The organism is Frondihabitans sp. PhB161, assembly GCF_003814635.1.
In the GTDB taxonomy this organism is placed as follows: Bacteria; Actinomycetota; Actinomycetes; order Actinomycetales; family Microbacteriaceae; genus Frondihabitans.
Genome location: NZ_RKQW01000001.1, coordinates 1828376 through 1851618 on the forward strand (window position 1 = coordinate 1828376; position 23243 = coordinate 1851618).

Here is a 23243-nt window from a genome sequence, read left to right on the forward strand (position 1 = left end):
AGAACCGTACCTATGAATCGCTGCGGCGCGCCCACCGGGTGCGCCGTCTCGCGTTTCCGGGCTCGTAGAGTCTCACCGTCATGCAGCCGAGAGTCACAGCGATCCTCGTCGCCCCCAGCGGAGCGACCACCCTCGACAGAACCCTCGAGGGACTGTCGCGTCAAAGTCGTCCGCCCGAGGCGCTCGTCGTCGTCGATGCCGGTGGCGAAGGATCCGCGGCAGGTCGCCTAGCCCTCAGCGGCGCGGCGCAGGTGACGCAGGCAAAGGGCGTCGACACGATCGGCGCCGGGGTCGCCCACGCGCTGCGGGTGGTGGGCCCGGCATCGGCCGAGTCACGAGACGAGTGGCTCTGGATCCTCGGGGCCGATAACGCTCCGGAACCCCGCGCGCTCGAACACCTGATGGCGACGGTCGAGGTCGCACCGTCGGTGGCGGTGGCCGGACCGAAGCTCATGCGGGCCGACGAACCGGGGGTCATCTCGGAGTTCGGCGAGACGGTCACGCGATTCGGCTCCTCGATCGCGCTCGTCGCCGGGGAGCTCGACCAGGGGCAGCGCGATTCGCGCACCGACGTGCTCGCGGTGGCCGCCGGCGGCATGCTCGTGCGGAGATCGGTCTGGGAGGCGCTCGGTGGATTCGACCCGGCGCTGCCGCACGTCGACTCGTCTCTCGACTTCTCGACCCGCGCGCGTCTCGCCGGGCATCGTGTCGTGCTCGTTCCGACCGCCCGGGTGCTCTCGGACGGCCACCCCGAAGACTTCGGCCGAAAGCCCGGCGGTCACGCCCGCCGCGCGCGACTCCGGAGGGCCGCTCAGCTGCATCGCCGCCTCGTCTACGCGCCCGCCGTCGCGCTGCCGTTCCATTGGCTGAGCCTCGTTCCACTCGCACTGTTCCGATCGATCTGGCAGTTGCTCGTCAAGAACCCCGGAGCCGTGGTCGGCGAGTTCCGCACCGCGTTCGGCACCGCGTTCGGTCGTTCTCACATTCGCCAGGCGCGGGTCAACTTCGCCCGGACGAAGAAGGTGCCGTGGCGGACGCTCCGACCCCTGCGGGCCACGTTCTCCGATCTGCGTGAGCGGCGCATCAACGAGCGCGACGCCCAGCTGGCCGGCATCGAGGACTCGACCGAGCCGCGCGCGAGCTTCATCGGATCCGGTGGGCTGTGGATCACCGTTCTGGTCGCCGTCGTCGGAGTGGTCGCGTTCTTCGCGCTCCTCGGCTCGCCGGCCGTCACCGGGGGAGGCCTGCTGCCCGTCAGCACCACCGTGTCGTCACTCTGGCACTCGGTCGGATTCGGCTGGCATGAGATCGGCACCGGCTTCGTCGGGCCCGCCGACCCGTTCGCGGGGATCGTGGCCGTGCTCGGCAGCATCACGTTCTGGTTGCCGTCGACCGGCATCGTCCTCTTCTACTTCGCGGCCCTGCCGCTGTCGGCTGTCGGTGCCTGGCTCGCCGCCCGCCGCATCACCCACCGCTCCTGGGTGCCCACGGTCGCGGCCCTCGTCTACGCCGTCTCGCCTCCCGTGCTCGCCGCCCTGCAGGCTGGCCGCCTCGGCGCGGTGGTGACGCACGCCCTGTTGCCGTTCCTCGTGCTCGCGATGATCAAGTCGCACAGCCGGTGGTCGTCGGGAGCCGCTGCATCGATCCTCTTCGCCGTGATCGCCGCCGCGACCCCCTCGCTCATTCCGGCCCTCGTGATCGGCTGGCTCGGGTCGATCGCAGCGCGGCCCCGCGGCACACACCGCATGCTGGCGATCCCGCTCCCCGCCATCGCGCTGTTCGTGCCCCTGGCGATCGCGCAGATCTCGCGCGGCACCTGGTGGGCGATCTTCGCCGATCCGGGTGCTCCGACGCGTGCCGAGGCGGCTTCACCCCTTCAGCTGGCCCTCGGCTCACCCGAGACCGGTCTAAACGGCTGGACCGACCTCGTCGCCCAGCTCGGTATCACCGGCTCGACCATGGCGATCGTCGTGGTCGTGGCCCTGTTGCCCCTCGGCCTTCTCGCGATCGTCTCGGTGTTCCTCCCCACCCGTGGACGGGCGGTCGCCTGTCTCGCTCTCGCACTCGTCGGCTACCTCACCGCGGTGGCGGCGACGCACCTGCAGATCACCGGCGTGGGCAGCTCCACCACCGGGGTCTGGGCCGGAGCCGGCCTCAGCCTCTACTTCGTCGGAATGGTCGGAGCCGCCGCGGTGAGCCTTGACCGCATTCCCCGCTTCACACCGCCCCTCGGATTCCTGTTCGCCGTGCTCGGCATCGCCGCCTCGTTCCCGCTCATCATCGGGATGGTGCTGCAGACCTCCGCGATCGAGGCGTCGAGCGGCCGGATCCTGTCGGCCTACGTCACCGCCGAGGCCGTCGCCAAGCCCGACGTGGGCACTCTCGTGCTCACCCCGCAGCCCGATGGCTCCCTCGCGGTCTCGCTCGAGCGCGGCCAGGGTGAAACGCTCGATCAGCAGTCGACCCTCGACTCGACGCAGCAGCAGCTCTCGTCGACGAGCCGCGACCTCACGACTCTCGCCGGCAACCTGGTCAGCCGCAGCGGCTACGACCCGGCCCCGGTCCTCCGCGAACTCGGTGTGGGCTTCGTGCTCCTCCGCGACAGCCGGGGTGACGACGCCCGAGCGGCGCTGTCGCAGCGGGCGAAGGAGGCGCTGGACGGAGAAGCGGTGTTCCTGCCCGTCGGCGACACCACGAGCGGCCAGCTGTGGCGCTACGTCGATGCGACCGAGCGCGGAGCGAACCACCCGGGCGACTCGATCGTGCGGCCGATCGTGCTCGGATCCTGGGCTCTGATCTTCGGGTCGGCGCTGCTGCTCGCCATTCCGACGACGCCACGGCGACGCCGGGTGCGCACGGGTGCCCCCGAGTCCGAGCAACCCGCCACGACCTTCGACGAGGAGCGAGATGAGTAAGCGTTCGATGGTCTCCGCAGGTGTCCGCACCGGCGTCGGGGTGGTCGCCGTTGCTATCGGCGCGGCAGTGGTCGCGGGAGCGACGCTGCTGCCGCTGCCGACGCTGAGTGAGACGCCGGCCGGCAGGGTCGTCACGCCCGTCGCGCTCGATCAGCAGCGGGTCTGTGCGGGATCCTTGCTTCAGTTGAATGGCGACTCGGGTGCGTCGGCGACGTCGGTCACCGCCGGGTCGGCCGCCCGCACCGTCACCGCCGCCGGATCAGCAGGTTCGGGTGCGGTGCAGAAGCCCACGACCGACTCTCTCAAAGGATCCGACGGCGCGGCCTCCAAGCCCCTCCTGGTGACCGCCGAGGCGAAGGGGTCGACCACGGTTCCCGCCGTCGCGGCGGCCCAGAGCGCGGCCTCGTCGACGTCGGCCCTCAAGGGTTTCGCCGCCTCGCCCTGCGCCGAGCCGACCTCGTCGACCTGGCTCGTCGGCGGATCGACCGAGACCGGCCGCACCAGCCTGATCAACTTGGTCAACGCCTCCGACGTCAACTCGACCGTCGACCTCGCGGTCTACGGCGAAGACGGCAAGGTCGAAGGACCGGGGCTGACCGGCATCGTCGTCGCCCCCGGCAGCCAGAAGGTCGTGCCCCTGTCGGGCTTCGCCACGGGCCTGGCCTCGCCTGTCGTGCACGTCGTGAGCCGAGGCGGGCAGATCTCGTCGAGCCTGCAGGTCAGCGTCGTCCGCACCCTCGAGGCCGGCGGCCTCGACACCGTCAGCGCCTCCGCGTCGCCCTCGCGGTCGGTGACCGTTCCCGGCGTCATCGTGCACAGCGACAACGCTCTGCAGACGGCGACGGGCAAAGACGGCTACGGCGATCTGCTCCCGATCCTCCGCACCTACGTGCCCGGCTCCGTGAACGCCCGCATCGCCATCGAGATGCGCACCGCCGACGGCACGGGCGCGACGTTCTCGGTCACGGCGCAGGCGGGGCAGGTGACCGACATTCCCCTCGACGGCTTGGCGACCGGTCAGTACACCGCCTTCGTCACGTCGAACGTGCCCGTCGTGGCCGGAACTCGCACGTCGACGCTGGCACGTGACGGTGACATCGACCTGGCCTGGGCGGGGGCTGCACCGTCGCTGAGCGGCTCCACGCTGTTCGCCGTTCCGGCGGGGCCTTCTCCTCGGCTGGTCGTCGCCAACCCCACCTCGAAGGTGGTCAGCGCGACGTTGTCGGTTCGTGGCAAGAGCGCCAAGAAGTTGCAGGTTCCGTCGGGCGGTTCGGTCGCGGTAGCGCTGTCGCCCGACGCGGTCGCGTCGCTCTCCAAAGCAGACGGACTGCGCGCGGGCCTCAGCTTCAGCTCGTCGAGCCAGGTCGCGTCGTACGCGCTCTTTTCGCCCACCGCCGTGTCGACGCCGGTGACTGTTTACCCGTAGCGCTGGCTTCGTCGAGGCGCGAGATTCCACGAATGGCCGGTAGAGCGGGGTCACCACGGGCAATTCGTGGAGTCTCGGCGATCAGCGGCGAGCGGCGTCTAGCGGACGAGAGGCCGGGGAGCGCGCGGCGCTAACGGTCGCGATAGCGGTCGGGTGCCAGCTCCCAGGGATCCTTGCCGAGAAAATCGCCGACCGCCCGAAACACGTAGCCCTCGACGAGCATCCGGTGCTGCCACGGGTCGTCGCCGACCGAGCGGGTCTCGTGGGGACGCGCGAGTCGTTCGATGGGAAGACGGTAGAGAAGGATCCGCCGCCTCACCACATCCACACGCCACCGATCGAGGCGGGGTGCTCCCGCTGAGCCGGGCGCCCTTGACCGTTCGTCTGCCGTCAGCTCGGCCGTCACTCCGGCCGGCAACCCGGCCACTTCGAACACGACCCCCTCGAGCTCGTCGGGCCAGAGCTCGCGAAGATACTGGGCGGCGGAGGCGACGATGTCGTCGAATCGATCGATGCGCGTCTCGAGAAAGGGGAGGTGCGGGCCGGCGACCGAGGAGCGCGGGCCGCGGCCGTGGCGATCACGGAATCCGGATCGGCCGCTGACGCGCGCACTTCGGGATCGAGCCATTCGCTCATGGTAGTCGCGCCTCGGGGAATCCTCCGTGTCTCGGGTTAGGGTGACTCGAGATGAACGCGCGACCCTGCAGCAAGGCCACCTGCCGTGACGAGGCGGTGGCTACTCTCACGTACGACTACGGCGATTCGATGGCCGTCGTCGGACCGTTGTCGATGGTCGTGGAGCCTCACGGATACGACCTGTGCGCCCGTCATGCCGAGAGCCTGTCGGCCCCGCAGGGGTGGCAGGTCGTCCGCCATGTAGTTTTGGGGCATGACTTCTGACTCGCCCGTTGACCTCACCGCCTTCGTCAAGACGTACGACGTGCGTGGTCTCGTCGGATCGCAGCTGACCGCCGAGGTCGTCGAGGCCTTCGGCGCCGCCTTTGCCGACGAGATCGGCGGCGACGCCACCGAGATCGTGGTCGGGCACGACATGCGCGACTCGTCGCCCGAATTCGCCGACGCCTTCGGTCGCGGAGCTACCGCTCGCGGTGCCAACATCACTCTGCTCGGTCTCTGCTCGACCGACGAGACGTACTTCGCCTCCGGGTCGCGCAACGCCCCGGCCGCCATGTTCACGGCGAGCCACAACCCCGCGACCTACAACGGCATCAAGTTCTCTCGCGCGGGTGCCCAGGGCATCTCGCTCGACACCGGCCTGTCGTCGATCCGAGATCGTGCCTCGGCGTTCCTCGCCAACGGCATCGACGCGGCCCCGACCCCGGGTTCCGTCACGCCCTTCGACGCTCTGCCGTCGTACGCTGCGTACCTCCGCTCGCTCGTCGACCTCGCGAAGATCCGACCGATCACGATCGTCGTCGACGCCGGCAACGGAATGGGCGGGCTCACCGTCCCGGCCGTCCTCGGCACCGCCGCCGGGCTCCCCGAGCTGCCGATCACGATCATCCCGCTCTACTTCGAACTCGACGGCACGTTCCCCAACCACGAGGCCAACCCGCTCGAGCCGTCGAACCTCGTCGACCTGCAGAAGGCCGTCGTCGAGCACGGAGCCGACCTCGGTCTCGCTTTCGACGGTGACGCCGACCGCTGCTTCGTCGTCGACGAGAAGGGCGACGCGGTCACGCCTTCTGCCGTCGCTGCCATCGTCGCCGTGCGTGAGATCGCCCGCGTTCACGCGGCATCGCCCGACGAGCACATCAGCGTGATCCACAACCTCATCACCTCGCGCGCCGTGCCCGAGGCGATCGAGGCCGCGGGTGCCACCCCGGTGCGCACCCGGGTCGGGCACTCGCTCATCAAAGACGAGATGAAGGCCACCGGCGCCATCTTCGGCGGCGAGCACTCGGCGCACTACTACTTCCGCGACTTCTGGGGTGCCGACAACGGCATGCTCGCGGCCCTGCACGTGCTGGCCGAGTTCGGGTCGGGCTCGTCGCCTCTCTCCGAGCTCACCGACCACTACACGCCCTATGCCGCATCCGGCGAGATCAACTCGACCGTGACCGACGTGCCGGCGGCCTACGCCCGGATCGTCGAGGCCTACACGGGCAGCGGCGAGTTCGACGAACTCGACGGCCTGACCGTCTCGGGCACGTTCGACACCGGCGAGTTCTGGTGGTTCAACGTGCGGCCGTCCAACACCGAGCCGCTGCTTCGCCTGAATGCCGAGGCGGCGACGCCGGGTGGCATGGTGCAGGTGCGCGACGCCGTTCTGGCGCTGATCCGGGCCTAGCTCGCACGGGGCGTCTTCCAGGAGATTCTCGCCTTTTCCCTCCCGATTCGTCTCACGTCCGGGAGCTGGCCGGAATCTCCTGGTTTTTGTCCTCGCGATACCCCTTGGGGGTACCGCTGGCACCGGCGGGGGCGTAGTGTTGTGGTACCCCCTAGGGGTATCAGCAGCAGGGAGCGGCATGGATCACAGCGCACACGTCGGCTACAGCGGCGACAAAGACCTCATCATCAAGCGCCTCCGCCGGGCCGAGGGGCAGGTTCGCGGCATCCAGCGAATGGTCGAAGACGACACGTATTGCATCGACGTGCTGACCCAGGTCTCCGCAGCGACGAAGGCCCTCGAGACGGTAGCCCTGCAGCTGCTCGACGACCACCTGGCGCACTGCGTCGCCGAGGCCGCTCGCGAGGGTGGCCCGGTCGCCGACGAGAAGATCCGCGAGGCGTCGGCGGCGATCGCCCGCCTCGTCCGCTCCTGATGTCTCCGCGATCGAGAGGAACCCGATGACACCCAGCGACAACACGACCAGCACCACCTTCCTGGTGGACGGGATGACCTGCGACCACTGCGTCCGCGCCGTGACCGACGAACTCAGCGCGGTGCCCGGTGTGACCGCCGTGTCGATCGACCTGCGCCCGGGAGCCTCGAGCTCCGTGACAGTCGTAAGCACCCGCCCGCTGGCCGAGCCCGAGGTGCGCGAAGCCGTCGACGAGGCCGGCTACGACCTGCAGCCGGCCGTCTCATGAGTGAGAGCGGTGCCGGTGGCGCGCCCACCCGGATCCTCGACCTGTCGATCGAGGGAATGACCTGCGCGAGTTGCGCCGGGCGTGTGGAGCGCAAGCTCAACCGCATCGCCGGGGCAGAGGCCTCGGTCAACCTCGCGACCGAGCGCGCTCGTGTCTCGCTGCCCATCGATGCCGACGATTCCGTAGCTCTCGACGCGGTCTCGGCGGCCGGCTACACCGCGCGAGTCGCCGAAGCCCGGCACACCCCGAAACCGCAGGATCCGGCCCACCGCCCGGCATCGCCCACGCCCGCGGGCGCTCCCGCTGACGCTCCCGCCGATCACCCCGACCACCCCGACCACTCTGACCACTCCGACCACGATCACGGATCGGCCGACTCGCTTCGGCAGCGCCTCCTCGTCTCGGCCCTTCTCGCCGTGCCCGTCTTGGTGCTCTCGATGGTGCCGGTGCTGCAGTTCACGAACTGGCAGTGGCTCGTCTTCGCCCTGGCCAGCCCCGTCGCCGTGTGGGGGGCTTGGCCGTTCCACACGACGGCGTTCCGCCAGGCGCGACACGGCGGTGTGGGCATGGACACCCTCATCTCGCTCGGCGTGATCGCCTCGTATGCGTGGTCGGTGTACGCGCTCTTCTTCGGCGATGCGGGGCTACCGGGAATGCGCATGACCCTGCAGCTCGTGGGTCGGGCCGACGGAGCGTCGAGCGACACGTATCTCGAGGTGGCCTCGACCGTGACTGTCTTCTTGCTCGCCGGGCGATACTTCGAGGCCCGTGCCCGCACGAGCTCTGGGCGAGCGCTGCACGCGTTGCTGTCGCTCGAGCCCCTCGAGGCACGCCGTCTCGTCGACGGGATCGAGACTCGGGTGGCAGTCGCAGAGCTCGCCGCAGGCGACGTCTTCGTCGTGCGACCGGGCGAGCGGATTGCGGCTGACGGGGTCGTCACACGCGGTGCCTCGGCCATCGATGCCAGCATGCTCACGGGCGAATCGGTGCCCATCGAGGTGGGCGTGGGTGACACCGTCGCGGGCGGCACCCTGAACGAGGGCGGACATCTGACCGTGCGGGCGACTCGGGTGGGAGCCGACACCCAGCTCGCCCACATCGCACGCTTGGTCGAAGACGCCCAGACCGGCAAAGCCCGTGTGCAGCGTCTAGCAGACCGGGTGTCGGCAATCTTCGTGCCTGTCGTGATCGGCCTGGCGCTCGCCACGCTGATCGGCTGGCTCGCCACGGGCCACGCTCCCATCGAGGCGTTCGCCGCCGCGGTCGCGACCGTGATCATCGCCTGCCCGTGTGCGCTGGGATTGGCGACGCCCACGGCCCTGCTCGTCGGCACCGGCATCGGCGCGAGCCGGGGCATCGTCATCCGCGGGCCCCAGGTCATCGAGCGAGCCGGAGCGGTCGACACCGTCGTCTTCGACAAGACCGGAACACTGACGACCGGCTCCATGGCACTCGTCGAAGTCGTCGCGACGACCGGCGAGACACGGGCACACGTGCTCAGGATGGCGGCCGCCGTCGAAGCCCTCTCGGAGCACCCGGTCGGCCGGGCCATCGTCGCCGGGGCCGTCGCCGAGGAGCAGTCGGACGGCATTGCTCGAGCCGATGATTTCGAAGCGTCGGGTGGATCGGGAGTGCGTGCCCTGGTCGACGGCCACGTCGTGCTCGTCGGTCGGCGCGAGTGGGTCGCGGGCGAATGGGCGGTCGACACCGCGAGCGTCTCTGCGGCCGTCGAGGCCTCAGAGGCGTCGGGCCGCACCGCCGTCGTCGTGGCCTGGGACGGCCGTGCTCGCGGCGTCGTCTCGGTGGCTGACACGGTTCGGCCGACGAGTGCTGCCGCTCTTTCCCGTCTGCGCGAGCGCGGTCTCGAACCGATGATGGTCACGGGCGACAACGCGGGTGCGGCCGCCGCAGTGGCCTCCGACCTCGGCATCGAGAGAGTGATCTCTGGAGTGCTGCCCGGAGGCAAGCTCGAAGTCATCCGCGCGCTGCAGGCCGAGGGGCGCGTCGTCGCCATGGTCGGCGACGGGGTCAACGACTCGGCGGCGCTCGCCGGCGCCGACGTCGGCATCGCCCTGGCAGGGGGATCGGACGCCGCCCTCGAAGCCGGAGACATCACGGTGTTGCGCGACGACCTCCGCCTCGTACCCGACGCTCTCGACCTCTCGCGCCACACCCTTCGCACGATCAAGGTCAATCTCTTCTGGGCATTCGCGTACAACGTCGCGGCTCTGCCGATCGCCATGCTGGGCCTCCTCAATCCGGTCGTGGCGGGCCTCGCGATGGCGCTGTCGTCGCTCATCGTGATGGGCAACAGCCTGATGCTTCGACGCACCGCTCTGCCGAAGTAATCCACAGGTCGCTCGACACCGCTCACAGCCCAGGATCCCAACCCGCGTATTCCGCTCCCCGGTGCGAGAATGGACACATGTCACTCGTCACAGCCCCTCGTCCCGACGCCGCTTTCCGCTATCGCGTGCGCGATCTGTCCCTCGCCGAGTCCGGCCGCCACCAGCTGCGTCTCGCCGAGAACGAGATGCCCGGTCTCATGGCCCTCCGCGACGAGTTCGCCGAGTCGCAGCCGCTCAAGGGCGCCCGCATCGCGGGTTCGCTGCACATGACCGTGCAGACCGCCGTGCTGATCGAGACGCTCACCGCGCTCGGCGCCGAGGTCCGCTGGGCGAGCTGCAACATCTTCTCCACGCAAGACGAGGCCGCGGCCGCCGTCGTCGTGGGCCCGAACGGCACCGTCGACGAGCCCGCCGGCGTGCCGGTCTTCGCCTGGAAGGGCGAGACGCTCGAAGAGTACTGGTGGTGCGCCGCACAGATCTTCGACTGGAGCGCCGAAGCCGCCGAGTCCGGCGAGACCTTTAGCGGCCCGAACATGATCCTCGACGACGGCGGCGACGCCACCATGCTCGTGCACAAGGGCCGCGAGTTCGAGGCCGCGGGCGTCGTTCCCGAACCGGCTGCTGGCGACTCGGCCGAGTGGAAGGTCGTGCTCGAGCTGCTCCGTGCCTCCCTCGACGAGTCGAGCGACCGCTACACGAAGGTCGGCGAGGCCATCCTCGGGGTGACCGAAGAGACCACCACCGGCGTCCACCGCCTCTACGATCTCGCCCGCGACGGCCTGCTGCTCTTCCCGGCCATCAACGTCAACGACTCCGTGACCAAGTCGAAGTTCGACAACAAGTACGGCATCCGTCACTCGCTTCCCGACGGCCTCAACCGCGCCACCGACGTGCTCATCGGTGGCAAGGTCGCATTCGTGGCCGGCTACGGCGATGTCGGCAAGGGTGCCGCCGAGGCTCTTCGCGGCCAGGGCGCTCGCGTGATCGTCAGCGAGGTCGACCCGATCAATGCTCTGCAGGCGGCCATGGACGGCTACCAGGTCGCCAAGCTCTCGAGCGTGATCGGCGACGTCGACATCCTGGTCACGGGCACCGGCAACGTCAACGTGGTCACGGTCGACGACCTTCTCGGCCTCAAGCACCTCGCGGTCGTCGCGAACGTCGGCCACTTCGACAACGAGATCGACATGGCCAGCCTCGAGTCGCTTGCGGGCGCCGAGCGCATCGAGATCAAGCCGCAGGTGCACGAGTGGCGTCTGCCCACCGGCCGCAGCATCCTCGTCCTCTCCGAGGGTCGCCTGATGAACCTCGGCAACGCCACCGGCCACCCGTCGTTCGTGATGAGCAACTCCTTCACGAACCAGGTGCTCGCGCAGATCGAGCTCTTTACCAAGCAGGAGCTCTACCCGGTCGGCGTCTACACGCTGCCGAAGCACCTCGACGAGAAGGTCGCGCGCCTGCACCTCGACGCCCTCGGCGTTGAGCTCACGACGCTGACTCCCGAGCAGGCCGCCTACATCGGCGTGCCGGTCGAGGGCCCCTACAAGGTCGACCACTACCGCTACTGAGCGACAGCCCGAACCCTCAGGCGCCGAAATCGGGCGGATCCGCGAGTCTTCTCGCGGGTCCGCCCGATTTCGTTGTGACGGTACGGCCGAGCCCGAGACCGAAGCCAAGACCGAGGGCTCAGCGCCGCGGAAAGCCGCTCGGCAGCCCCTCGAGCGCGGGCGCAAGGCGTTGCAGGTTGGCCGCCTCGGCGTCGAGCGCCCGAGCTTCGCGCTCCCGGCGGACCACCGACACCGCGGCCACGAAGGTCTCGGCGTCGACAGCAGGCAGGGGAGAGACGTACCGGGACGTTTCGCCGGCGAGCGAGGTGGCAACCCGGATCCTGGAGTCGGGTGTCAACGACCCGGACTGCTGCACGAACGACGACAACCGCCGTGCCAGCGAGTCGGGCAGCCGGGCCACGTCGGCGGTGCGCGCCCACTCTTCGAGTGCGGGAGGCACGGCGTAGACGATCCGCCCCGCTTTCGGCGGACGCTCGTTCAGCGCGTAGGTGCCGGCCATCAGATCGCCGAGCCGCTGCGACTTCGAGTTGAGCAGGCCGACCACGACGGCGACTCCGCCGACGGTCATGACGATCTCGAGCACTCCGACGAGCGCGCGGATCACAGCGTGCCGAAGGCTGATCGCTCCACCGTCGAGCCGGACGACGCGGGCTCCGACCGCGAGTTTGCCGAGCGACTTGCCTCGGCTGGCCGTCTCGATGGCGACCGGAGCGCCGACTAGCGCGATGACGATCGAGGCGATCGAGAGTGCCTGGGCGGTCGAGCTGTCGACGAGACCGCGCGAGCTCGCGAGCGAGAGCACGACCAGGAGGCCGATCAGCAGCAGCACGTACGCGACGTAGTCGATCACCACGCCGGCCATCCGCAACACGAAGGGCGCCGAGCGGATGTCGAGGCCGACCGCCTCGCCGGTGACGAGCTCGTCGTCGTCGGCCGCGAAGGTGTCGAATGCGACGCCCTCGCCGCCGAAAGCGGCACCGCGACCGGTGCGGGGGAGCGCTCGTCGACCGGCCATGCCTAGTATCTAATCAGAATGGACATCGACGCCTACACCCGCGCCCACCAGGAAGACTGGTCTGAGCTCGACCGGCTCGCCAAGCGTCGGCGCCTCGAAGGCAACGACACCGACCGCCTCATCGAGCTCTACCAGTCGGGTGCCTCGCAGCTGTCGGCTCTGAAATCGAGCGCAGGATCCAGCGCGGTCGGCGAACGCCTCTCCCTTTCGCTCTCGAGAGCGCGGCTCCGCTTCACCGGCACCGGGCGCAACCTCGCGGGTCAGCTGCCGACTTTCTTCGCCGTGCAGCTGCCGGCCGCGCTCTACCGGGTGCGCTGGCTGTCGCTCGTGATCGCGGCCGTGACTGTCGTCGTCGCCGTGCTCTTCGGCGTCTGGGCCGCCACCAACCCCGCCGTTCTCGCCAACTTCGGCTCGCCCGAGTTCCGCAAGCAGTTCGCCACTCGCGACTTCGTCGACTACTACTCGAACAACGCTCCGTCGTCGTTCACGGGCCAGGTCTGGACCAACAATGCATTCATCGCCGCGCAGAGCGTCGCGTTCGGCATCACCGGCATCTACGTGCCCTACCTCCTCCTGACGAACGCGCAGAACGTCGGGATGAGCGCCGGGGTCCTCGCCGAGCAGGGGCGCCTCGAATACTTTTTCCTCTACATCGCGCCGCACGGTCAGCTCGAGCTGTACAGCCTCTTCGTCGCGATGGCGGCCGGGTTGATGATCTTCTGGTCGTGGATCGCCCCGGGCGCCCGCACCCGGGGGCAGGCCCTGGCCGAAGACGGCCGTGCGCTGGGCAGCATCGCCATCGGCCTCGTCATCTCGTTGCTGGTGTCAGGCGTGATCGAGGGGTTCGTCACCCGGCAGCCGTGGCCGTGGGTGATCAAGATCGGCATCGGAACGGTCGCTCTGGGAGCGTTCCTGATCTACCAGTGGCTGGTGGGCGGTCGGGCCTTCCGGGCGGGACAAACCGGCGACCTCGACGAGTTCGAGGCGGGGGCGCGCCAGCTCGTCTCCGGTTAGCAGGCGTCGCCCACGCCGAGATCGCAGGTGCGGTCGGGTGCGAGCGACCAGAAGCGCGATCTCGGCGAGACAGCCCGACCTACAGTCGCCCCGCCGCCTTCAACGCGAGATACCGGTCGGCCAGCGCGGGCGGCAGATCGGCCGGCGATCCGGTCACGACCTCGGCGCCGAGCTGCCGCAGCGCCGCGGAGACGCGGGCGACGTCGAGGAGCGCGCGCTCGGCGGCCGCCGCCCGGTAGACCTCGTCGCGGTCGGTGCGAGTCGCCGCGAGCTCGTCGAGCACAGGATCGATGACACTCGCCACGACCACCAGGTGCCGAGCGGTGAGCTGCGGGATCGCGGCCAGCAGTGCCCGGGCTGCCCCGGGCGAGTCGAGCGTCGTGGCGATCACGACGAGCGACCGCTGCGTGCTGATCGACCGAACCAGACCCGGCACGAGCGCCCAGTCGGTCTCGACGAGCTCTGGATCGATCGGCGCCATGGTCGTCACCATCGACGAGAGGAGGTCGGCGCCCGTTGCGCCCTTCACCCGGCCTCGCACCCGTCGGTCGACGATGGCGAGATCGACGCGATCGCCGGCCCGCGAGGCGAGCGCGCCCAGCAGGAGCGCCGACTCGAACGCGGTGTCGAGGCGGGGCTCGTCGCCGACCCGCGCGGCGGAGGTGCGGCCGGCGTCGACGATCAGGACGACGCGGCGGTCGCGCTCGGGCCGCCAGGTGCGCACCATCAGGTCGCTTCGTCGGGCGGTGGCACGCCAGTCGACCGAGCGAATGTCGTCGCCCCGGACGTACTCGCGCAGACTGTCGAACTCGGTGCCCTGACCGCGGATCATCACGCTGGTGCGACCGTCGAGCTCACGGAGCCGAGCGAGGCGCGACGGCAAGTGCTTGCGCGACGAGAAGCGGGGGAGGACCCGGATCGAGCCGGGGAGCGGATGCGTGGCCTGCCGGCCGGCGAGTCGCAGAGGGCCGAGGGTTCGGATCGTCACTGCCGAAGCGCGGCGCTCACCCCGGCGGAAGGGGACGAGGGCGGTGGTCGCCCCGTGGCGCCGACCCGGAGCGACGGACAGGCGGAAGCGAGCGGGGGAGGCGCCTGCGGAGGGCTCCCAGGCATCGCGGGCGAGTCCGCGGATCCTTCGCTTGCCCTCGTTGACGATCGACAGCGACGCCGTCGTCGACTCGCCGAGACGGATCGCCGAGGGCAGGGTGCGCGTCAGCCGCACAGTGCGCGGGGACGCCGCGAGAACGACATCGATCACGAGGAGCAGCAGGCAGAGCCCGAGCCAGCCGACCAGCGCCCAGGGGCTCGACGTCGCGACGACGGGGACGACGCCGAGGACGACGACGAGCACGAACCATCCGGTGACGACCACGGTTACAGCGGCACGCGAACGGTCTGGAGCACGGAGCGGAGGATCCCGTCGGCGTCGACACCCTCGAGCTCTGCCTCGGGTCGGAGCTGGAGACGGTGACGCAGCACCGGCAGAGCCATCGCCTGCACGTGGTCGGGCGTGATGTGGTCGAGGCCGGTCAGCCAGGCCCAGGCCTTCGACGCCGCGAGCAACGCCGTCGACCCCCGCGGGCTCACGCCGATCTTGACCGACGGGCTCTCGCGGGTGGCGCGGGCCAGATCGACCATGTAGCCGAGGACGTCGGGTCGCACGCCGACCTCGCGAACCGACCGCTGAGCCGCGAGGATCTCGGCCGATCCGAGCACGGGGGCCACTCCCGCAGCGGTGAGATCGCGGGGCGAGAAGCCGGCCGCGTGGCGGGTCAGCACCTCGACCTCGTCGTCGCGAGCCGGGAGGTCGAGGGTGAGCTTCATCAAGAACCGGTCGAGCTGTGCCTCGGGCAGCGTGTAGGTGCCCTCGTATTCGACCGGGTTCATCGTCGCGGCGACGAGGAACGGCACCGGCAGCTGCCGCGAGACGCCGTCGACCGAGACCTGTCGCTCTTCCATCGCCTCGAGGAGGGCGGACTGCGTCTTGGGTGGCGTGCGGTTGATCTCGTCGGCCAGGAGGATGTTCGTGAAGACCGGTCCGGAGCGGAACTCGAACTCACCCGCCTTGGAGTCGTACACGAGCGAGCCGGTGATGTCGCCCGGCATGAGGTCGGGGGTGAACTGCACGCGGGTGGTGTCGAGACTGAGGCTGTGACTCAGCGCCCGCACGAGGAGGGTCTTCGCGACCCCGGGAACACCCTCCAGAAGTGCGTGCCCGCCGGCGAGGAGCGTGACGATCAGCCCCGAGACGGCACCGTCCTGCCCGACGACAGCCTTGCCGACCTCATCACGAACGCGCGAGAAGGCCTGCTGCAGTTCGGCGGACGACAGCTGAGCATCGGACGCGGGCGGGTCGGCGGACAACGGCTGGGCGGCGTCGTGGGGCGGGGGAGCGTCGGTCATAGGGAGTCTCTCCAATGGTCGGAACAGGGAGTCATCGTGTCGCCACCGCGCGAGCCGTGGCGGATTCGAGGTCGCGGAGGGCGTCGCTGAGCGAGACGAGGTGCTTGTCGTCGCGGGGAACGGTGTCGACGAGCGTGGCCCGGACGTCGGCGGGGTTCGCGCCGACCAGACCGGCGACGCGGAACACGACGTCGTCCACCGTCGAGGACCGCGACAACCCGGTCAGCTTTTGGAGCCGACCGATGGTGCCGATGCGGATCTGGTCGAGAGCATGCACCCGCGCCGACGATCTCTCGTAGAGCCGAGCACGGCCCTCGGTGGTCTCGGTCGAGCGGACCACGACGGGCAGCCGCTCGACGACCAGCGGCCCGAAGCGGCGGCCACGCCACACGCCCGCCGCGATGGCGGCGACCGCGAGCAGCGCGATGCCGGGGGTGACCCAGCCCGGTGTGAGCGACGCGAGCGTGCCCGAGCCCTTCGGCAGATCTGCGAGCAAGGGCTGATACCAGACGAGGGTGGACGAGTCGCCGAGGAGGGTGAGCGCGAGAGCGGCGTTGTCGTCGTCGACGATGCTCTGATTCGTGAGGGCCGCTGAGTCCCCGAGAATGGTGACCGAACCCACCTGCACGAGCCCGAACGCCTTGCCGCCCGAGACCGGCAGGCACGTGGTGGCGCTCAGGGTCTCGGAGGCGCCGGAGGTGACCGTATAGCCGGTGCCGCTCCCGGTCACCTGGCTGATCTCTGCCAACGCGGGAAGATCGCATCGCGGCGACAGCGTGCCGTCGAGTTCTGGGCCCGCGCTGACGCCCGGGGCGATCGCGTCGAGCGCGGCCTGGCCCGGGTCGACCACGACCGTGTGCGCCGAGAGCGGAGCAAGTGCCTTCCACGACGCGGCCGGAAGGTACTGCCCCGAGTCGTAGGCGAACACCGTGGTGCCCTCAGGATCCGCGGCGGCGGCCTTTCGAGTCGCTGCCAGCGAGTCGGTGGTCACCACCCGGACGCCCTGCTCGCGCAGCACGCTGACCAGAGCTTTGGCGCCATCGGCCTGGGTGCTCGTGGGGCCGAGCGGCTGACCGCCGGATCCTCCGAGACCCAGCACGAACACGCCCGCGATCACGGCGACGACGACGGCCGCGACCACGCCGATCGTCACGCGTGCTCGGCGGCTCGCTCGTCGCGCCTCGTCGGCGGGAGCCCGCGTCGGGCGCCGCGGCCGCAGCAGCGTGTCGCTCACGCGAGCACCTCGGTCGAGGCGGGTCGAGTCGGCGTCGCGGCCTCCAGCTCGGCGTCGAGAGCCCGCAGCGCCTCGAAGTCGGTGGCCGTGCCGGGCCGGTCGAGGTAGCGAACCTCATCGAAAACGCGAGACGAATCGAGGATCCGAGACGCGAACGCGGCAAATGGCACCCCCGCCTGCATCGCGAACGCGTGCGCCGTCGTTCCCGGTGACGTCGTCACCAGGTCGCGTTCGTCGAGGGCACGCGCCACCGCGCGGAACTGCTCGATGATCGCCTGGGCGTGATCGCCGGAAGCGGCGGCCCGCGCCGCCGAGGTGCGGAGGTCGTCGGCCGAGCGGGAGTCGTCGACGCCGAACAGGGCGCCGTCGGCGACGCCCCGACGGTTGAGGCGCGGCAGACCGTAGACGACGAAGACCACGACGAGCACCGCCGCGACGACGACGAGGAGCACGACGAGCACCAGCGCCGGCGCTCCTTCGATCGACCCGAAGCGCAGCGAGGTGACCCAGTCCCAGAACGCGCTGGCCGCCCGGTCGAGCAAGCCCGGCCGCGAGGCGGCGTACTCGCCCTTCGCCAGCTCCTCCTGGAGGAGTCGGCGGGCCTCGTCGGGCGACGGGGTCAGCGGAGCGCTCACGGGGCTCCGGGAGTGCGGTACGGGTCGGGCAGCGGCGACGTGCCATGGGCGCGCAGCTCGACGTAGCGGACGAGTTCGAGGTCGAGTGCCTCGCGGCGGATCCGCAGGTCGATATAGAGCAGCGCGATGGTGGACGCCTGAACGACGGCGCCGATCGCCCCGATCACGACGGTAATGAGCTGCCCGACGAGGTTGGCCACGAGGTAGGTGACGATCGCGCTCGTGTCGCCGACCGAACCGTTGGGCTCGACCAGCCCGCCGCCGATCTGCGACAGGAACGAGACGGGGGCGCTCGCGACGCTCGACGCCGCGCTCACGATGACCGCGACGAGCGCGATGATGCCGAAGGTCTTCCAGAAGCTGTGCCGTGTCAATCGCCACGATCTGGCGATGGCACCGCGGAGGGGGAGTCGCTCGAGAAGGAGGACGCTCGGCACGAGACTTGTCTTGGTGCCGATCCAGGCGGCGACGACCGCGATGCCGGCCAGCCCGACGAGGCCGACGAGCACGCCCGACACGATGCCGGCGGGATTGCCGATCAGCACGAGCAGCGTCACGACGCCGCCGACGAGGGCGAGCCCGACCACCGTCGCGGCCATCAGTAGAAAGACCCAGCCGATCAGGGCCCAGATGCGACCCCGAGCCTGGCGCAGGAGCCCGCCGAGCCGCATCTTCTCGCCGACCACCTGGTGGCTCGTCTCGAGGACGAAGACGCCTTGAAGGATCGCCTGCGTCGCGATCGTGAGGAAGAGCGGAACGAGCAGTGCGCCGATCGCGCCGGCCACCGTGCCGGGAAGGATGGCGTCGCGGTTCTGCGGCAGGGCACCCGTGACGCGGTCGATCGCCACGTAGGCGACGCCCGCGGTGATCGCCGCCGACACCACGAACGACACGAGCGAGAAGAGAAGCGACGTGCCGAACGTCGTGCGCGGGTTGCGGCGGAAGACGCGGAAAGCGGCACCGAGCATGTCGCCCAGGGTCAGAGGGCGGAGCGGAATGAGGCCGGGCTTCGGCGGTGGGGCCCACCCCGGGGGCGGGCCGGCCTGCGGCGGGCCGAACGACTGAGGCGGCCCGAACGACTGAGGCGGCCCGAATGACTGGGGTGGCCCGAACTGCTGGGGCGGGCCGAACGACGTGGGCTGGCCGAGCGGCGCGGGCGGGCCGACGGGCGGCGGTGCAGGTGCGGCCTGGCCTGGATCCTGAGGCCGACGCTCGTCGGCATCTCGCCCCGGAGTCGCCCACGGATTGTTCTCGCTCATGTTCCCCCGGATCGGCATCGCTGTCGCATGAATGATTCCACACACCGCCGACAACCAGCCAGAGGTACTCCCAGAGTCGTCCCACGAAGGGGGACGCGCCCGTTCCCGGGGCCGTTCGCTACTGTGGTCGCATCAGCACCGACCGGTGCCGCCGACAAGTGGAGACCATGAACCCGCGCATCCTCGTGGTAGATGACGATCCTGCCCTCGCCGAGATGATCGGCATCGTCCTCCGCGCCGACGGCTTCGAGCCCTCGTTCTGCGCCGACGGTTCGGGCGCTCTGCGCGCTTTCTCGGAGGCCCAGCCCGATCTCGTTCTCCTCGACCTGATGCTGCCGGGAATCGACGGCATCGAGGTGTGCCGGCTGATCCGCGCCGAGAGCGGCGTCCCCATCATCATGCTGACGGCGAAGAGCGACACCTCCGACGTGGTGCGCGGCCTCGAGTCCGGTGCCGACGACTACGTGGTGAAGCCGTTCAACCCCAAAGAGCTGGTCGCCCGCATCAAGACCCGGCTCCGCCCGATCGCCGAGACCACGAGCGAGAGCCTCGCCGTCGGCGACCTCACCCTCGACGTCGCCGCCCACGAGGTCCGCCGCGGCTCCGAGGTCATCAACCTCACCCCGCTCGAATTCGAGCTCCTGCTCGCATTGGCCTCCAAACCGCAGCAGGTCTTTACGCGCGAGATGCTGCTCGAGCAGGTCTGGGGCTACCACTACAAGGCTGATACCCGGCTCGTGAACGTGCACGTGCAGCGGCTCCGCGCCAAGGTCGAGCACGACCCCGACAACCCCCGCATCGTGAGCACCGTGCGCGGCGTCGGCTATCGCGCCGGCGCGTCCGCCTAACACCATGCGGCTGAGCCTGCCGTCCGTGGGCAGCTGGCGTCGCTGGCCGTCGGATGTGCTCGGCCTGTGGCGGTCGTCGCTCGAGTTCCGCACCATCGCGATCACGGTCATCCTGTCGGGCATCGCCGTGACCGTTATCGGCGCCTCCATCTCGATCTCGATCGGCAACAACGTCTACGACCAGCGCCGCGCGCAGATCGAATCGGAGTCGCAGCGCGCGACCGTTCTCGCCCAGGGGATCTTCGACTCGGCGACCTCCTCCGAAGACAACAACCAGGTCGAGCTCGACTCCCTGCAGAACCAGGCGCAGAGTGCGATCCTGAGCTCCACGTCCAGCCCGGGCGGCACGAGCATCGCGATCCTCCGCACCCCGGGTCAGTCGACCTCGCAGACCATCCAGAACATCGCGAGCCCCGACTTTCCGAACTCCTCCATCTCTCGAGAGATGCGCTCTGCGGTGGCGCGCGACTCCGATCGGCTGCACTTTCAGCCGGTGTCGCTCACCACCAGCGCCGGTCGCGCCCCCGGCATCGCCGTCGGATCAACCCTGCAGGTGCCGACCGCCGGCCAGTACGAGCTCTACCTCGTCTATGACCTGAGTGACGCGCAGAAGACTCTCGACTTCATGAAGCAGACCCTCGCCATCGGCTCCATCGCCCTGGTGCTGCTGATCGCGGTCATCACCTACGTCGTCGTGCGCCTCGTCGTGGCGCCGATTCGGCAGGCGGCGGAGACGAGCCAGCTGATCGCGGCCGGGCACCTCGAAGAGCGGATCCCCGAGGCCGGGCGAGACGTCGTCGCGACCCTCGGCCGGTCGTTTAACGGCATGGCCGACGTCATGCAGCGTCAGATCGAACAGCTGGCCCACCTGTCGCGCATGCAGCAGATGTTCGTCTCCGACGTATCGCACGAGCTGCGCACGCCGCTCACCACCATTCGGCTGGCCGGAGACGTGCTCTACGGCAATCGCGGCGACTTCGACCCCGTCTCGCACCGGACCGCCGAGCTGCTGCACACCCAGATCGATCGATTCGAGATGCTCCTCGCCGACCTGCTCGAGATCTCGCGCTTCGACGCCGGTGCGGTCGAGCTCGAGACGGAGCCGGTGCCCTTCGTGAGCCTCGTCACCGACAGCCTCGCTGAATTCGAGCCACTGGCCGCGGAAGCCGGGAGCACGATCACCCTGAATGCGCGGGGCGGTTTCTTCGAGGCCGAGGCGGATCCGCGACGGCTCCGTCGGATCCTGCGCAACCTGGTCGGCAACGCCATCGAGCACGGCGAGGGGCGGCCGATCACGGTCACGATCGACAGCGACGCCGACGCGGTCGCGATCGCTGTGGACGACCACGGTGTCGGGCTTCGTGCGGAGCATGCCGAGCGCGTATTCGACCGCTTCTGGCGGGCCGACCCGTCACGCCGGCGCACCATCGGCGGAACCGGGCTCGGGCTCTCGATCAGCAGGGAAGACGCGATCCTGCACGGGGGCCAGCTCGAAGTCGCCTCCGAGCTCGGTGTCGGCACCCGCTTCGTGCTCACGCTTCCTCGACGGCGGGGAGTTACCATCACCTCGTCTCCGATCGCACTGGCTGTTCCTCAGCTGGGCGTCGACACCGAGGGAGGACCGGCATGACGCGTGGCAACCGGTCCGACCCCTCAGGCCGCAGACGGCGCTCCTCGCTCTTTCGATCCGTCGCGCTCTCGATGGTGGCTCTCGTCGCGCTCGCCGGGTGCGCCAGCATTCCCTCGACGGGCCGAGTTCAGACCGGCGACCCCATCACGAACAAGATCGAGAGCGACATCGAATACCTCCCGTCGGGGCCGGTCGCCGGAAGCGACCAGGAGCGCATTCTCCGCGGCTTCATCGAGGCGGGCACCGGGTCGCAGGGCGACTACGAGGTGGCACGCGAGTACATGACGGAGGCCGCGGCGAAGAAGTGGAATCCGCAGACCGGGGTGCTCGTGCGGCAGGGCTCGGGCGCGTTCACCAGCGCGGGCCAGGACGCGGGCACCTACACGATCCAGGTGACCGCCCGGGTCGATGCGTCCGGCCACTACAGCGAATCGCAGCCGACCACCGCCCAGCAGCTCGACTTCGCGTTCGAGAAGGTGTCGGGGGAGTGGCGCATCAGCTCGGCACCGGCCGGAATCGTGCTGTCGACGGCGAACTTCGACCTCGTCTTCCGCCCGCACGCGCTCTACTTCTTCGACCCGACGCACACGTATCTCGTTCCCGACGAGCGCTGGTTCCTCGCCCGCTCGTCTCCCACCACCCGCATCGCCGAGGCTCTTCTCGCCGGCCCGTCGCCGTGGCTCTCCGGGGCGGTCTCGTCGGCCTTCCCCGCGGGCACACGCCTCGACGACTCGGTCGTGCCCGTCTCGTCGGGGACGGCCAAGGTCGATCTCACGAGCGCGGCCTCCGACGCCAGCGCGACCGATCTCGCCCGGATGCGGGCTCAGCTCGTCGCGAGCTTCTCCACGATCTCGACGGTCAGCGCGGTCGACATCAGCGTTCAGGGGTCGCCCGTCTCGATCCCCAACGACACCGGCGCCGAGGCGATCACCGACCCGCCGGTCGACGCCCGCCCCCTCGTCATCTCCGACGGCAAGTTCGGCTTCGCCAGCACGGCCACCGTGTCTCCGATCTCGGGCCTGTCGAAGACGGTCGTCGGCCTCAACCCGACCTCGGTCGAACTGTCGACGAAACAGACGCTGGCCGCGGTGGGCACGGCGTCGGGCGTCTACGTCGCTCGGAACGACGGCTCGTCGCGTCGGCTCGACGACCGGAGCAGCCTCACCGACCCCTCTCTCGACGACCTCGGCTTCATCTGGAGTGCTCAGGAGCGAGCGCCGCAATCGCTGATCGCCTACGCGGCCGACGGGACCGCCCATCCGATCGAGAGCGCTCTGCCCTCCGACGAGCAGCTCACCGCGTTCAAGATCTCGCGCGACGGAACCCGCATCGCGCTGCTGCTCGACGCCGACGGCACCACGCACCTGTACGTGGCCGCCATCGTGCGCGACGACGACCTGGTGCCGGTCAGCCTCGGCGTGCCGATCCAGCTCACGCCGCCCGCCGGCACTCCGGTGGCGGTCACCTGGGTCGACGAGCTGACGGTCGGCACCCTGTCGACGAGCGATGACGGCGACTCGCTCGTGTCCGAGCACGATGTCGGCGGCGAGACCACCGATCTCGGCAGCCCGAACGACGTCGCTGTGGGGCTCGTCGGCGGCAACGGCGCCGACCGCATCCGCGTCCTCACCGTCAGCGGCAATCTGCTCGAACCGCGCGGCAGCGGGTGGGAAGACACCGGCATCGCCGCTGACCTCCTCGCGACTCAACGCTGAGGTTGGTCGCGCGGCGCTGACCTCACTGAGGCCGGTCGGTCGGTGTCGGCGGGTGTCGTGGGGTGTCGGCGGGTGTTGTGGGGCGTCGGGGGGGGGGGGGGCCCCCCCCCCCCCCCAAAAAAACCCCCCCCCCCCCCCCCCCCCCCCCCCCCCGGCCCGCCCCCCCCCCCCCCCCCACC

19 protein-coding genes are annotated in these 23243 nt (G+C 69.9%); 12 read left to right on the plus strand and 7 right to left on the minus strand.

Translation table 11 applies throughout. The features are described from left to right. The first annotated feature begins 80 nt into the window (after positions 1 to 80). Both EDF39_RS08665 and EDF39_RS08670 read left to right on the plus strand, forming a co-directional pair. The gene (locus EDF39_RS08665) at positions 81 to 2915 is read left to right on the plus strand and encodes a glycosyltransferase (RefSeq protein WP_123942132.1); all 2835 of its coding nucleotides are present in this window, start codon (positions 81 to 83) and stop codon (positions 2913 to 2915) included. Then, a complete protein-coding gene (locus EDF39_RS08670) occupies positions 2908 to 4341 on the plus strand; it encodes a DUF5719 family protein (protein ID WP_123942134.1) in 1434 nt (477 codons plus the stop codon). Before EDF39_RS08665 ends, EDF39_RS08670 begins: the two co-directional genes overlap by 8 nt. Positions 4342 to 4471: 130 nt before the next feature. On the opposite strand, the gene EDF39_RS08675 is transcribed toward EDF39_RS08670, so the two are convergent. Then, positions 4472 to 4969, minus strand: coding sequence for a metallopeptidase family protein (locus EDF39_RS08675; protein WP_123942136.1), 498 nt, complete (start codon positions 4967 to 4969; stop codon positions 4472 to 4474). A gap of 59 nt (positions 4970 to 5028) precedes the next feature. Here EDF39_RS08675 and EDF39_RS08680 point away from each other — a divergent pair, with 59 nt between their 5' ends. The 6 genes from EDF39_RS08680 to ahcY all read left to right on the plus strand — a co-directional run bounded on the left by EDF39_RS08680 (position 5029) and on the right by ahcY (position 11311). Then, positions 5029 to 5241, plus strand: coding sequence for a DUF3499 family protein (locus tag EDF39_RS08680; RefSeq protein WP_055959367.1), 213 nt, complete (start codon positions 5029 to 5031; stop codon positions 5239 to 5241). Continuing rightward, positions 5231 to 6652, plus strand: a complete 1422-nt coding sequence (locus tag EDF39_RS08685; RefSeq protein WP_123942138.1) for a phosphomannomutase/phosphoglucomutase — start codon at positions 5231 to 5233, stop codon at positions 6650 to 6652. Before EDF39_RS08680 ends, EDF39_RS08685 begins: the two co-directional genes overlap by 11 nt. Before the next feature lie 178 nt (positions 6653 to 6830). Beyond that, a complete protein-coding gene (locus EDF39_RS08690) occupies positions 6831 to 7127 on the plus strand; it encodes a metal-sensitive transcriptional regulator (RefSeq protein ID WP_055959363.1) in 297 nt (98 codons plus the stop codon). A gap of 25 nt (positions 7128 to 7152) precedes the next feature. After that, a complete protein-coding gene (locus tag EDF39_RS08695) occupies positions 7153 to 7395 on the plus strand; it encodes a heavy-metal-associated domain-containing protein (RefSeq protein WP_123942140.1) in 243 nt (80 codons plus the stop codon). After that, positions 7392 to 9743, plus strand: a complete 2352-nt coding sequence (locus EDF39_RS08700; protein ID WP_123942141.1) for a cation-translocating P-type ATPase — start codon at positions 7392 to 7394, stop codon at positions 9741 to 9743. Before EDF39_RS08695 ends, EDF39_RS08700 begins: the two co-directional genes overlap by 4 nt. A gap of 77 nt (positions 9744 to 9820) precedes the next feature. After that, positions 9821 to 11311 carry an adenosylhomocysteinase gene (gene ahcY / locus EDF39_RS08705; protein ID WP_123942143.1) on the plus strand — a complete coding sequence of 497 codons (1491 nt, stop codon included), beginning with the start codon at positions 9821 to 9823 and terminating at the stop codon, positions 11309 to 11311. 118 nt (positions 11312 to 11429) lie between these two features. Here the strand turns inward: ahcY and EDF39_RS08710 are convergent, their stop codons facing one another. Continuing rightward, on the minus strand, positions 11430 to 12326 hold the full coding sequence (locus tag EDF39_RS08710) for an RDD family protein (protein WP_123942145.1): 897 nt from the start codon (positions 12324 to 12326) through the stop codon (positions 11430 to 11432). Positions 12327 to 12344: 18 nt separating this feature from the next. Between EDF39_RS08710 and EDF39_RS08715 the strand changes: the two genes are divergently transcribed. Then, positions 12345 to 13340, plus strand: coding sequence for a stage II sporulation protein M (locus EDF39_RS08715; RefSeq protein WP_123942147.1), 996 nt, complete (start codon positions 12345 to 12347; stop codon positions 13338 to 13340). A 79-nt stretch (positions 13341 to 13419) separates the two neighbouring features. Here the strand turns inward: EDF39_RS08715 and EDF39_RS08720 are convergent, their stop codons facing one another. Genes EDF39_RS08720 through EDF39_RS08740 form a run of 5 tightly spaced genes read right to left on the minus strand, consistent with a single transcriptional unit; the run spans position 13420 to position 18871 of the window. Beyond that, positions 13420 to 14712, minus strand: coding sequence for a DUF58 domain-containing protein (locus EDF39_RS08720; RefSeq protein WP_123942149.1), 1293 nt, complete (start codon positions 14710 to 14712; stop codon positions 13420 to 13422). Between the two features lie 2 nt (positions 14713 to 14714). Then, complete coding sequence (locus EDF39_RS08725; RefSeq protein WP_123942151.1) at positions 14715 to 15743, minus strand: MoxR family ATPase; 1029 nt, start codon at positions 15741 to 15743, stop codon at positions 14715 to 14717. 31 nt (positions 15744 to 15774) lie between these two features. Continuing rightward, entirely contained in the window at positions 15775 to 16977 is a 1203-nt protein-coding gene (locus EDF39_RS08730) for a DUF4350 domain-containing protein (RefSeq protein ID WP_123942153.1), read from the minus strand. Further along, a complete protein-coding gene (locus EDF39_RS08735; protein ID WP_123942155.1) occupies positions 16974 to 17612 on the minus strand; it encodes a DUF4129 domain-containing protein in 639 nt (212 codons plus the stop codon). The genes EDF39_RS08730 and EDF39_RS08735 overlap by 4 nt, the downstream gene beginning before the upstream one ends. Next, positions 17609 to 18871: a hypothetical protein gene (locus EDF39_RS08740; RefSeq protein ID WP_123942157.1), complete on the minus strand. Its 1263-nt coding sequence runs from the start codon at positions 18869 to 18871 to the stop codon at positions 17609 to 17611. Before EDF39_RS08740 ends, EDF39_RS08735 begins: the two co-directional genes overlap by 4 nt. A 167-nt stretch (positions 18872 to 19038) precedes the next feature. On the opposite strand from EDF39_RS08740, the gene mtrA reads away from it, so the two are divergent. The 3 genes from mtrA to EDF39_RS08755 are packed head-to-tail and all read left to right on the plus strand — an operon-like array spanning position 19039 to position 23064. Next, positions 19039 to 19719, plus strand: coding sequence for an MtrAB system response regulator MtrA (gene mtrA / locus EDF39_RS08745; RefSeq protein WP_055962072.1), 681 nt, complete (start codon positions 19039 to 19041; stop codon positions 19717 to 19719). A 25-nt stretch (positions 19720 to 19744) separates the two neighbouring features. Next, entirely contained in the window at positions 19745 to 21349 is a 1605-nt protein-coding gene (gene mtrB / locus EDF39_RS08750) for an MtrAB system histidine kinase MtrB (RefSeq protein WP_233573019.1), read from the plus strand. Further along, on the plus strand, positions 21346 to 23064 hold the full coding sequence (locus EDF39_RS08755; protein WP_123942161.1) for an LpqB family beta-propeller domain-containing protein: 1719 nt from the start codon (positions 21346 to 21348) through the stop codon (positions 23062 to 23064). Before mtrB ends, EDF39_RS08755 begins: the two co-directional genes overlap by 4 nt. The last annotated feature ends 179 nt before the right edge of the window (positions 23065 to 23243 follow it).